The sequence below is a fragment of the Rhodococcus sp. 06-1474-1B genome, assembly GCF_002258885.1.
GTDB lineage: Bacteria > Actinomycetota > Actinomycetes > Mycobacteriales > Mycobacteriaceae > Rhodococcoides > Rhodococcoides fascians.
On sequence record NZ_NOYR01000016.1, the window covers coordinates 60546 to 72283 of the forward strand.

Sequence of the window (11738 nt, forward strand, 5' to 3'; positions counted from 1 at the left end):
GGGTATTGCCCGCGGCGAGTCGGCACAAACTGTCGGTCAGTCGGTGTGAGTCGCGACGTCCACCAGGTGGGCGATCTGCGGGTCCCGTGGCTCGAACACTCCGATTGCCGCCAGCTGCGGTGCCAGCTCTTTCAGCGTCGCGATCAGTTCGTCGTGAGCCTCGGTCCCGGGTTCCACGTCGCGGAGCGCGTGCGCATTCGCGACGAACGCCGCCACGGTGCCTTTCCTAATCCGGAGTCCGTCGAACGAGGATCATTCGTTTGAAGTGCGTCCTGGGGACGCACCGAATTGCCGGTCACGGTGGATCTCTTCCGTCGACGTGAGACGTGCCCGCCCCCCTGGAACGTGGGTGTGCCCGATATCCGCGCGCGATTGGCTCTCGCGATGGCGGGGTCTTCGCTCGAGATCGGAGTGATGAGTGCAGTTGCGACAAAACTTAAAGTCAGGCTGGACTGTTTGTTGTTTTGACGCTACTGTGCGAAGTGTGACTACAGACACAGAGCTCAGCGACGGCGCGCCTACCCCGCGCCGTACGCAGGCCGAACGCACCGCGGGGACCCGCGCAAAGTTGCTCGATGCAGCCATCGAGTGCCTCGTCGAGCTGGGTTTCTCGAAGACCAGCACGCAGGAAATCGCGCGGCGTGCCGGAGTGTCCCGCGGAGCGCAGCTGCACCACTTCCCGACCAAGGAGACGTTGGTGACCGCTGCCGTCGAGCATCTCGTCGACCGCCGCCTGTCCGAAATTCTGGAAGCCGAACCCGATCCGGAACGTGGACCCGAGATCCTCGTCGACGCGTTCTCGGGCCCGCTGTTCTATGCCGCGCTCGAGCTGTGGGTCGCGGCCCGTACCGATCCGGCTCTGCACGAGGCAATGGTTCCGCTCGAACGACGCGTCGCCGAGGCCATCCAGAGCGGCGCTCAGATCGTCATGGGTAGCCGCATGTCCACCGAGTCCATCGAGCTCAGCGTCGAGCTGGCACGCGGGCTCGCTGTATCGGCTCTGTTCCGTACCCCCGAAGCCGACGCGCAGCTGCGCGGACGGCTCCTCCCCGTCTGGTCCGAAAAGGTGATGGACTCGTGAATTCTGCACTGCCCCAACAAGTCGACGTGCTCGTCGTCGGAGCCGGTTTTGCCGGCCTCGCCGCGGTGGCGAAGATCCTCGCCGCCGATCCGAGTGCCGACGTGACCGTCATCGAGCGAGCGTCGGAGGTGGGCGGCACATGGCGGGACAACACTTACCCCGGGTGTGCGTGCGATGTCCCGACGTCGCTGTACTCGTTCTCGTTCGCGCCGAGCCCGAAGTGGAGTCACACCTTCGCGCGCCAACCGGAGCTGTTCGACTACCTCCAATCGGTGGTCGATCGGCTGAACCTGCGGGATCGCATCGTCGCCGATTGCGAACTGCTGTCGGCCGATTGGAGTGACACGGACCAGCGGTGGACCGTGCAGACCTCGAAGGGCGCGGCGAGCGTCAGAGTTCTCGTGGCTGCCACCGGCGCACTGTCGACGCCGAAGATCCCGGACGTCCCGGGCATCGACACATTCCAGGGAACGGTGTTCCACTCCGCGACGTGGAACCACGAGCACGATCTCACCGGGGAGCGCGTCGCCGTGATCGGCACCGGAGCGTCGGCGGTGCAGTTCGTGCCCGAGATCGTCGACAAGGCCCAGCGGCTGACCGTCTTTCAACGCACACCGGCCTGGGTCATCCCGCGCCTGGACCGCACCATCGGCCGGGTCGAGCGGACTCTGTACGAGAAGGTCCCCGCGGCTCATCGCGCGGTTCGCGGCATCATCTACGGGTACCGCGAGGCATACGTGACCGTGCTGGCCGACAACCCGTGGATGTTGCCCGCCGTCAAGGCATTCGCGAAGGCCAATCTGAAGCGTCAGGTCAAGAACCCGACGAAGAGGGCGGCTCTGACCCCCGACTACGCACCCGGCTGCAAACGTCTTCTGCTGTCCAACGATTGGCTGCGGACGCTGGATCGACCCGACGTCGACCTGGTGACATCGGGCCTGACGTCGGTCACCGAGAACGGCGTCGTCGACGCGTCGGGCCGCAACTACGAGGTGGACACCATCATCTTCGCGACGGGGTTCACCCCGACCGAACCGCCGGTGTCGCATCTGTTGCGCGGCAGCGATGGTCGTACGCTCGCGGAGCGCTGGGGCGGTAGCCCGCAGGCCCACCTGGGTACCACTGTCGCCGGGTTCCCGAATCTCTTCCTGATGTACGGCCCCAACACCAATCTCGGGCACAGTTCGATCGTCTACATGCTCGAGTCGCAGGCCAATTACGTCGTCTCGGCGCTCAGCGAGATGCGGGACCATCATGCAACCGCCGTCGAGGTGTCCGAATCCGCTCAGCAGCAGCACAACTCGTGGGTCGACTCTTCTCTCGACGGCACAGTCTGGAATGCCGGCGGCTGCTCGAGCTGGTACCTCGACGCCAACGGACGCAACTCGACGATGTGGCCCACGTACACATTCCGGTTCCGCAACAAGACGCGAACGTTCGACACCTCGAATTACCGACTCGTCTCCGACACCCGTGAATCAGACAAGAAGGCGGTTTCCGCATGAGCGACTACGACGTACTGATCATCGGCTCCGGGTTCGGCGGGAGCGTCGCCGCGCTGCGGGCCGTCGAGAAGGGCTACCGGGTGGCGGTGTTGGAATCCGGCCGACGGTTCGCCGATCACGAATTGCCCAAGACCAGTTGGCGTTTGCGTAAGTACCTGTGGGCTCCGGCGATCGGCTGCTACGGCGTCCAACGTATACACCTGTTGCCCGACGTGCTCGTGATGGCGGGGGCAGGCGTCGGCGGAGGCTCGCTCAACTACGCCAACACGCTGTACCAGCCGCCGACCAGGTTCTTCGAGGATCCGCAGTGGGGTGCCATCACGGACTGGAAGCGTGAACTGAATCCGTATTACGACCAGGCGCGTCGGATGCTCGGGGTCGAGACGAACCCGACGATCACTGCCTCGGACAAGGTCATGAAGGAGGTCGCCGAGGACATGGGCGTGGGCGACACGTTCACCTCTACTCCGGTGGGCGTCTACTTCGGTGACCGTGGCAAGACCGCACCCGACCCGTTCTTCGGTGGTGCCGGCCCGGAGCGGACCGGGTGCACCGAGTGTGGTTCGTGCATGACGGGTTGCCGCGTCGGCGCGAAGAACACCCTCGTCAAGAATTACCTCTATCTCGCCGAACGTGCAGGCGCACACATCCTTCCGCTGACGACCGTCGTGGACGTCCGCCCGAACGGCAGCGGCTACGACGTCGTGACGCGCCGCACCGGCGGCAAGCTGCGCCGCAAGGAGAAGACGATCACTGCCGATCAGGTGGTCTTCTCGGCGGGCACCTATGGAACGCAGAAGCTCATGCTCGCCGCGAAGGAGAAGGGTTCGTTGCCGCGGCTGTCGAACAAGATCGGTTCGTTGGTACGTACCAACTCCGAGGCCGTGCTGGCCGCAACGGCGCGCGGACGCGAGGTCGACTACCACGAGGGAGTGGCGATCACCTCGTCGTTCCATCCGGACGATCACACGCACATCGAACCCGTGCGATACGGCAAGGGCAGCAACGCAATCGGGCTGCTGCAGACCGTTCTGAGCGACGGTGGAGGCAAGATGCCGCGGATTCTGAAGACGCTCGGTGTGGCGCTGCGTCACCCCGGCGCGGCGGCCCGCAGTCTGTCGGTCCATCGGTGGTCCGAACGCACCGTCATCGCTCTGGTGATGCAGACCGACGACAACTCCCTCGAACTCGGCTCCAAGAAGGGGCCGTTCGGGCGTCGACTGACGAGTCGGCCCGGGGCGGGCGATCCGCCGCCGCAGTGGATTCCGCAGGGGCACACGGCCATCAGGTTGCTCGCCGACAAGATCGGCGGCGATCCGGGCGGGTCGATCGCCGAGATTGTCAACATCCCGATGACTGCGCATTTCCTCGGCGGCTGCGCCATCGGTGATTCACCGAATACCGGCGTGATCGACGGCTATCAGCGGGTGTACGGGTACGAGGGCCTGCATGTGCTGGACGGGTCTGCCGTCAGCGCCAACCTCGGTGTCAATCCGTCTCTGACCATCACCGCGCAGGCCGAGCGGGCAATGGCGTTGTGGCCCAACAAGGGTGAGCCGGACAGTAGGCCTGCCGTCGGCTCGGGTTATGTCGAGGTGGCACCGGTTCAGCCGTCCAACCCGGTGGTGCCGGTGACCGCCCCGGGCGCGCTGCGCCTGCCGCTGACCGTCGTGGGGAGGGACTCCTGATGTGGAGCGTCGCCGAGTCGGAGACCGAGCGCACCGATTGGCCGGTCAGCCCCGCTGCGCCGTGGCCGGCGAACGTCCGGGCCACGATCTGGTGGCATCGCGCCCGGTCGTCGGATTTCGCGCCTGCCGGCGCGAAGACGTTGCCGATCACGATGTGCATGGTCGTCGACTACATGACGTCACCCGTCGGTCCCTACCGCGAGATACTGGCGAGCCCGGTGTTGCGCCGGGACGTCGGAAAGATTCCGCGCATGTCGGTGCCGTTCATCGCCGTCGATTCCGCGACGTCGGTGCACGGCGGCAGGACCAACTGGCATCTGCCCAAGGTGCTGGCCGAGTTCGACGGCGACGTGCTGAACAAGGCCGGGGTCAGCGGTGGGGACTGGTCGGTGCGGACCGGCTCCCGCGGCTTCGGGCCCGCATTTCCGATGCGCGGTTCGATCGGGTTCGCGCAGCCGGTGCCCGGCGGATCGGCTCTCGGCGTCGCGAGCTTGAAGGGGAAAGCCAGGTTGGCCCGGGTGGAGGTGGATGCGTCGGGGCCGACGCTCGATCGCTGGATGCCGTCGGGCACGTATTTCGGGTTGCAGATCGTGTCGGGTTCGATGCGGACGGGCGAAGCGCGGCTGGTGCCCTGACGGCAATCCTTTTCTTGACTTAGTACAGATTGATGGCATGCTGGTGGTCGAGCTCGAGGGTTTATGCCGCGTGAGTACGGGCATTCCCCATGAGAATCCGGCCGCGCCCTCGGCCGCACAGATTTCGTCCGGGACAGCCCTCTCGGACTCGATACAGCCATCAGGAGGCTTCGTATGACCAAGCCGACCACCAGCAAGCCCACCACCAGCAACTCGGGAATCCCCGTAGCCAGCGACGACCAGTCGCTCACCGCCGGAGCACAAGGCCCGATCCTGCTGCACGATCACTACCTGATCGAGAAGATGGCGCAGTTCAATCGCGAGCGAGTCCCGGAGCGCGTCGTGCACGCCAAGGGCGCGGGCGCGTTCGGCGAGCTCGAGATCACCGGTGACATCAGCAAGTACACCAAGGCGAAGGCGTTGCAGCCCGGCGCGAAGACCGAGATGCTGGCACGGTTCTCCACCGTCGCCGGCGAGCAGGGTAGCCCCGACACCTGGCGTGATCCGCGCGGCTTCTCGCTGAAGTTCTACACCGAGGAAGGCAACTGGGACCTCGTCGGCAACAACACGCCGATCTTCTTCGTCAAGGATCCGATCAAGTTCCAGGACTTCATCCGCAGCCAGAAGCGCATGCCCGACTCCGGTCTGCGTGACAACAACATGCAGTGGGACTTCTGGACCCTCTCGCCCGAGTCGGCGCACCAGGTCACGTGGCTCATGGGTGACCGCGGCATCCCGAAGTCGTTCCGCCACATGGACGGTTTCGGTTCGCACACGTACCAGCTCATCGCCGAGGACGGCACGAAGACCTGGGTGAAGTTCCACTTCAAGACCGATCAGGGCATCGACTTCCTGACGCAGGACAAGGCCGACGAGGTTGCGGGGACGTCACCCGACCACCACCGTCAGGATCTGTTCGGGTCGATCAAGAACGGCGACTTCCCCAGCTGGACCCTGAAGGTCCAGCTCATGCCGTACGACGAGGCCGAGAACTACAAGTACAACCCGTTCGATCTCACCAAGGTCTGGTCGCAGAAGGATTACCCGCTCATCGAGGTCGGCAAGATGACCTTGAACCGGAACCCGGAGAACTTCTTCGCGCAGATCGAGCAGAGCTCGTTCGAGCCGTCCAACACCGTGCCCGGCATCGGCTTCAGCCCCGACAAGATGCTGCTCGGCCGCGTGTTCTCCTACGCGGACGCGCACCGTTACCGCATCGGAGCGAACTACGCGCAGCTGCCGGTCAACGCCCCGAAGTCCGAGGTCAACTCGTACTCCAAGGACGGCAACATGCGGTACTCGTTCAACTCTCCGGAGACGCCCGTCTACGCGCCGAACTCCTTCGGCGGTCCGTCGGCGGACACGAACAAGTACGGCGACGACGGAGCGTGGGACTTCGAGCCTCGCTTCGTCCGCACCGGCTACATCGAGCACCCCGAGGACGGCGACTTCGTGCAAGCGGGAGCCCTGGTCCGTGAGGTCATGGACGACGCGCAGCGCGAGCGTCTGGTCGGGAACATCGTCGGACACGTCCTCAACGGCGTCAGCGAGCCGGTTCTGAGCCGGGTGTTCGAGTACTGGACCAACGTCGACCCCGAGCTCGGCAAGAAGGTCGAGGAAGGTGTTCGGTCGCAGCAGAACGAGACCGCTCCCACCACCGGTGCCGGCGCGATCGACGATCCTGCCGACGAGGCCGCCAAGGTCTGATCCGCACGTTCCTGGGATCGGCGTCACAACGACGCCGATTCCGGAACAACCGGCGCAGTGCCGCCGTTGTGCAATACAGACGGAAGCACAATAATGGCGTGCGATGCACACCGTCGTACAACGGCAGGGAGGCCACATCATGACGAACCCCATCACCAGCACCCTCGACGCAGGTCAGCAGAAGATCGCGGGCGACGCTCTGCAGGGCACCGTCGTCGACCTGATCGATCTCTCGCTCATCGCGAAGCAGGCGCACTGGAACGTGATCGGCAAGAACTTCCGGTCCGTGCACCTCGAGCTCGACGAATTGGTCACTGCTGCACGTGAATTCACCGATCAGGCGGCCGAGCGCGCGACCGCGATCGGTGTCAGCCCGGACGGCCGGGCAGCCACCGTCTCCTCGACGGCCGGAACCAAGGGGTTCGGTGCCGGGTGGACGCATGACAGTGAAGTGGTGCCGGCCATCGTCGACAACATCGCTGCCGTCGTCGACCGGCTGCGTGGACGCGTCGCCGATACCGCGGAAGCCGACCCGGTGACGCAGGACCTGCTCATCGCCATCACTGCTCGGCTCGAGCAGCTGCACTGGATGTGGCAGGCCCAGGCCAGCTGAAACCTGAATTCGATGCGGGCCCCTCACCGGTGGTGAGGGGCCCGTTTTGTTTGCGTGTACAGCCCATGGGTATTCGTACGCCCATGTCTGAAAGTGCTCCGAAGGTCGACGCGGTGTTGTTCGATATCGACGGCACGCTCGTCGATTCCAATTACGTCCATGTCGACGCGTGGTCCCGCGCGTTCCGCGATGCCGGGCACGAGGTGTCGTCGTGGCGCATTCATCGCAGTATCGGGATGGACGGGTCGAAGTTGCTGGAGGCGTTGGTCGGTTCGTCCGACAGCGCGCTCGCGCAGGAAGCGAAGACCCTGCACGGGGAGTACTACGCGGCCGCGTCGAAGACCTTGGAAATTTTGCCGGGTGCACGGGAGCTGTTGGCAGAGCTGAACACTCGCGAGGTCACCGTGGTGCTCGCGACGTCCGCGCCGGAGTCCGAGCTGTCGACGTTGCGTGATCTGCTCGAGGTCGAGGATTCGGTAGCGGTGGTGACGTCCGGCGAGGACGCCGAGGTGGCGAAGCCGGAGCCCGACATCATCGGTGTTGCGCTCGAGCGCGCCGGCGTCGACGCCGAACACGCGATCATGGTGGGAGACAGCGTGTGGGACATCGAATCCGCGGGCCGGGCAGGGGTGCGGGCCATCGGCGTGTTGAGCGGCGGTATCTCACGCGCAGAGCTGCTCGACGCGGGTGCGGTGGCAGTGTTCGAAGACCCGGCCGATTTGCTGGAACACCTCGCCGAGAGCCCGATCCTTGCCGACAAGGCAAGTGCTTGAGCAACTTCCGAAAGCCTTGTCCGAGGGTCGACGGGTACGTCCCCATCGAAAGTTACGGCGCGATCGGTGACGGCCGGACCGTCGCGATGATCGCCGACGACGGCCGCATCGATTGGTTCCCGGTACCCAACCTCGATTCGCCACCGCCGTTCGCCTCGCTGCTCGACGCCCCGCACGGTGGGTACATCGAACTGACGCCCAGAGACGAGTTCACCGTCGAGCGCGAATTCGTGCCCGGCACAAACGTTCTGACCACCACGTTCCGCACCGACAGCGGTACGGTCCGAATCACCGACTCGCTCAACACAGGTGTGGCCGGGCGATTGCCGTGGGTGGAGTTGGCGCGCCGCATCGACGGACTGGACGGAACAGTGGACATGACGTGGTCCGTCGCACCGGGCACGATGCTCGGTATCGCGTCGCCGTGGGCGTACGACACCGAGCACGGAACCGTCCTGCGCGTCGACGGATTGACGCTGGCAGTCCGGACTTTGGGGATCGAAGACGTGCAGCTCGCGGATCGCGACATCAGCGGCGTCTTCACCACGCGCTCGGGTTCGCGTCACGTCATCGGTGTGGTCGGAACCGAGAACGAGCCACTGCCGCTGCCGGATCCTCGACACCTCGACGAGGGCATCGACCGGACCATCGACAATTGGCGCGTCTGGTCGGACGAGTTCTCGTACGAGGGCCCGTGGGCGAAGCACGTCGCTCGCAGCGCGTTGGCGTTGAAGCTGTTGCTGCACAGCCCATCCGGTGCTATCGCGGCGGCAGCGACCACGTCACTGCCCGAGAATCGCACCGGTGGCAAGAACTGGGACTACCGGTACGCCTGGGTTCGCGACGCCGCGTACACCATTCGGGCGCTGCAACGGTTCGGTCTGCGTGAGGAAATCCATGCTGCGGTCGCGTGGCTGCTGAAGGTCATTCGAGTCAACGATCCGTTGGTGAACGTGTTCTACACCCTCGGCGGCGAATTACCGGGCGGCACAGAGCAGCCCGACGTGCCCGGCTGGCGCGGCATCGGACCGGTGGTCAACGGTAACGCCGCGGCGGACCAACTCCAGCTGATGATCTTCGGAGACCTGTTCTCGATCATTCGGCAGTACGTGGACGCGGGCAACATTCTCGACGCGCAAACCGGCCGGCTGTTGGCGACCATCGCGGACGAGGCCTGCGACTCGTGGCAGCGCAAGGATGCCGGTATCTGGGAGCTCGAGGTGGAGCAGCACTACACGAGCTCGAAGCTGGGGTGCTGGCAGGCGCTGGACTGCGCGGTGCACCTGGCCGAAGCCGGGGAGATCCCGGGCATACCGGATCGGTGGAAGGCCGAGAAGGAGTGCATACGGCGGTACATCGAAACCGAGTGCTGGTCCGAGGAGCGGCAGACCTACCTCGCTTACCCGGGTGCCGACGGGCTCGACGCGTCGGTGCTGTTGGCAGCCGAGATGAATTTCGATCGCGGAGAACGTATTTCGGCCACGATCGATGCACTCGGCGAGGAGCTCGGTGCCGGGCCGTTGATGTACCGCTACAGCGGAGTGTCCGAGGAAGAGGTCACGTTCGTGGCCTGCGCGTTCTGGCGAGTATCGGCGCTGTCGTGCGTCGGCCGAGACGACGAGGCCACGGCCCTGATGGACCAGCTGGTGGAAATGTCCAACGACGTCGGGCTGTACAGCGAGATGATCGATGCTTCGGATGGGTCGTTTCTGGGTAACTTCCCGCAGGGCTTGAGCCACCTGGCCCTGGTGAATGCGGCGTTGACCATCGCGCGTTCGCACGACGCCACAGCCTGACAACCGACCTCTAGCGCAAAGTGGGATCGAATGGATTTGGGAATCGACGGTAGAGCCGCACTGGTGACCGGAGCCGACTCCGGCATCGGGTGGCACACTGCGAAGCTGCTGCTGGCCGAGGGCGTCCGTGTGGTCGTCAGCGACAAGGACCAGAGTTCGCTGGACGAGGCCGCCGCGAAACTCGGTGCAGCGGAAGGACAGCTGTTCGCGTTCGCCGCGGACGTGACCGACACCGAGGCCGTCGAGAACCTGGCAGTGCGCACGCAGCAGGCCGTGGGCGACATCGACATTCTGGTGCAGTCCTCCGGCGTCACCGGCGCGCAGGGGCTGTTCCACGAGATCGACGAGGAAGGGTGGCGCTCCACCCTCGACATCGACCTCATGGGCCCGGTCCGTCTACTGCGCGCGTTTCTCCCCGCCCTCCGGCGCGGTGGATGGGGGCGCATCGTGCTGTTGACGTCCGAGGACGCCGTGCAGCCGTACGACGACGAATTGCCCTACTGCTCGGCCAAAGCCGGAGTTCTGGCCCTGGCCAAGGGGCTTTCGCGCAGCTACGCGTCGGAGGGCCTACTCGTCAACGCGGTCTCACCCGCCTTCATCCACACCCCGATGACCGACGCGATGATGGACAAACGAGCCGAGGAGAAGGGCACCGACAGAGACGGCGCCATCGAGAGTTTCCTCGACGAGGAGCGTCCGTACATGGAACTGGGACGCCGCGGCGAACCCGAGGAAGTGGCCTCGGTGATCACGTTCCTGTGCTCGGATCGCGCGTCCTTCGTCAACGGATCCAACTACCGAGTCGACGCCGGTTCCGTCGCAACAATTTAGGAGAACAGCATGACCAATTTCGGATACACGTTGATGACCGAGCAGAGCGGTCCCAAAGAGCTGGTGAAGTACGCCGTCGGAGCCGAGAAGGTCGGCTTCGACTTCGAGGTCAGCAGTGACCACTACTCGCCGTGGCTCTCGTCCATGGGCCACTCTCCTTACGCGTGGACCACCTTGGGTGCGGTCGCGCAGGCCACCGAGCGCGTCGAGTTGATGACGTACGTGACGTGCCCGATCATCCGGTACCACCCGGCCGTCGTCGCCCAGAAGGCGGCGACATTGCAGATCCTGGCCGACGGACGTTTCACCCTCGGCCTCGGCAGCGGCGAGAACCTCAACGAGCACGTCGTGGGTGAAGGCTGGCCGTCCATCGACAAGCGTCAGGACATGTTCGTCGAGGCGCTCGAGATCATCCGCGCACTGCACGCCGGTGGCCTGGTCACGTACGAGGGCAAGCACTTTCGCGTCGACTCCGCTCGGATCTGGGACCTGCCCGAGGGCGGCGTCCCGATCGGCATCGCAGCCGGCGGCGAGAAGGCCGTGGCGAGGTTCGCCGAGTACGGCGATCACCTCATCGCCACCGAGCCGGACGCAGACCTCGTCAAGGCGTGGTCGGACAACCACGAGGGCCCGGCGCGCTCCATCGGCCAGATCCCCATTTCGTGGGACCCCGACAAGGACGCCGCCATCGATCGCGCACACGACCGTTTCCGCTGGTTCGCCGGCGGTTGGGCCGTCAACGCGGATCTGCCGACGACGGCTGGTTTCGCCGGTGCGACGAAGTTCGTCAGGAAAGAGGATGTGGCCGACACGATCCCGTGCGGACCGGACCTGGACGCCATCGTCGAGGCCGTGAAGCCGTACTGGGAGGCCGGTTACACCGACATCGCGCTGGTCCAGGTGGGCGACGAAACTCAGGAGCGCTTCCTCGCCGAGGCGGCCGGCCCACTGTTGGAGAAGCTGCGCGCTGCGTCCAGCTGAGCACACACGAAAAGACCCCGATCGAGACCGGCGGGTTCTAACGATCCCCGCAACACCCTCGATTTGAGGGAGTTGCGGGGATCGTGGCATGTGCTGGGTTGAAGGTGCGGTTTTTCGAGGCGTTGGAC

General features: G+C 65.1%; 11 protein-coding genes. 10 read left to right on the forward strand and 1 reads right to left on the reverse strand.

The window, feature by feature from the left end:
* Window positions 1-36: 36 nt before the first annotated feature.
* The gene (locus tag CH266_RS04825; protein ID WP_027494516.1) at window positions 37-216 is read right to left on the reverse strand and encodes a hypothetical protein; all 180 of its coding nucleotides are present in this window, start codon (window positions 214-216) and stop codon (window positions 37-39) included.
* A 259-nt stretch (window positions 217-475) separates the two neighbouring features.
* On the opposite strand from CH266_RS04825, the gene CH266_RS04830 reads away from it, so the two are divergent.
* The 10 genes from CH266_RS04830 to CH266_RS04875 all read left to right on the forward strand — a co-directional run bounded on the left by CH266_RS04830 (window position 476) and on the right by CH266_RS04875 (window position 11610).
* On the forward strand, window positions 476-1081 hold the full coding sequence (locus tag CH266_RS04830) for a TetR/AcrR family transcriptional regulator (RefSeq protein WP_371128968.1): 606 nt from the start codon (window positions 476-478) through the stop codon (window positions 1079-1081).
* Window positions 1078-2586, forward strand: coding sequence for a flavin-containing monooxygenase (locus CH266_RS04835; protein ID WP_255175846.1), 1509 nt, complete (start codon window positions 1078-1080; stop codon window positions 2584-2586). The genes CH266_RS04830 and CH266_RS04835 overlap by 4 nt, the downstream gene beginning before the upstream one ends.
* Complete coding sequence (locus tag CH266_RS04840; RefSeq protein ID WP_094714860.1) at window positions 2583-4274, forward strand: GMC oxidoreductase; 1692 nt, start codon at window positions 2583-2585, stop codon at window positions 4272-4274. The genes CH266_RS04835 and CH266_RS04840 overlap by 4 nt, the downstream gene beginning before the upstream one ends.
* Window positions 4274-4909, forward strand: coding sequence for a hypothetical protein (locus CH266_RS04845; RefSeq protein WP_027494512.1), 636 nt, complete (start codon window positions 4274-4276; stop codon window positions 4907-4909). The genes CH266_RS04840 and CH266_RS04845 overlap by 1 nt, the downstream gene beginning before the upstream one ends.
* 174 nt (window positions 4910-5083) lie before the next feature.
* The gene (locus CH266_RS04850) at window positions 5084-6616 is read left to right on the forward strand and encodes a catalase (RefSeq protein WP_027494511.1); all 1533 of its coding nucleotides are present in this window, start codon (window positions 5084-5086) and stop codon (window positions 6614-6616) included.
* 139 nt (window positions 6617-6755) lie between these two features.
* Window positions 6756-7229 carry a Dps family protein gene (locus CH266_RS04855; RefSeq protein WP_094714867.1) on the forward strand — a complete coding sequence of 158 codons (474 nt, stop codon included), beginning with the start codon at window positions 6756-6758 and terminating at the stop codon, window positions 7227-7229.
* A gap of 83 nt (window positions 7230-7312) precedes the next feature.
* Window positions 7313-8002: an HAD family hydrolase gene (locus tag CH266_RS04860; RefSeq protein ID WP_094714861.1), complete on the forward strand. Its 690-nt coding sequence runs from the start codon at window positions 7313-7315 to the stop codon at window positions 8000-8002.
* Entirely contained in the window at window positions 7999-9798 is a 1800-nt protein-coding gene (locus CH266_RS04865; RefSeq protein WP_094714862.1) for a glycoside hydrolase family 15 protein, read from the forward strand. Before CH266_RS04860 ends, CH266_RS04865 begins: the two co-directional genes overlap by 4 nt.
* Window positions 9799-9828: 30 nt before the next feature.
* Complete coding sequence (locus tag CH266_RS04870; RefSeq protein WP_027494507.1) at window positions 9829-10629, forward strand: SDR family NAD(P)-dependent oxidoreductase; 801 nt, start codon at window positions 9829-9831, stop codon at window positions 10627-10629.
* A 9-nt stretch (window positions 10630-10638) separates the two neighbouring features.
* Window positions 10639-11610, forward strand: a complete 972-nt coding sequence (locus tag CH266_RS04875) for an LLM class F420-dependent oxidoreductase (RefSeq protein ID WP_027494506.1) — start codon at window positions 10639-10641, stop codon at window positions 11608-11610.
* Window positions 11611-11738: the final 128 nt, after the last annotated feature.

Bases quoted from the DNA above. Each gene is read 5' to 3' on its own strand.
- CH266_RS04840 (WP_094714860.1), top strand. From the start codon at position 2,583: ATGAGCGACTACGACGTACTGATCATCGGCTCCGGGTTCGGCGGGAGC.
- CH266_RS04845 (WP_027494512.1), top strand. From the start codon at position 4,274: ATGTGGAGCGTCGCCGAGTCGGAGACCGAGCGCACCGATTGGCCGGTC.
- CH266_RS04850 (WP_027494511.1), top strand. From the start codon at position 5,084: ATGACCAAGCCGACCACCAGCAAGCCCACCACCAGCAACTCGGGAATC.
- CH266_RS04855 (WP_094714867.1), top strand. From the start codon at position 6,756: ATGACGAACCCCATCACCAGCACCCTCGACGCAGGTCAGCAGAAGATC.
- CH266_RS04860 (WP_094714861.1), top strand. From the start codon at position 7,313: ATGTCTGAAAGTGCTCCGAAGGTCGACGCGGTGTTGTTCGATATCGAC.
- CH266_RS04870 (WP_027494507.1), top strand. From the start codon at position 9,829: ATGGATTTGGGAATCGACGGTAGAGCCGCACTGGTGACCGGAGCCGAC.
- CH266_RS04875 (WP_027494506.1), top strand. From the start codon at position 10,639: ATGACCAATTTCGGATACACGTTGATGACCGAGCAGAGCGGTCCCAAA.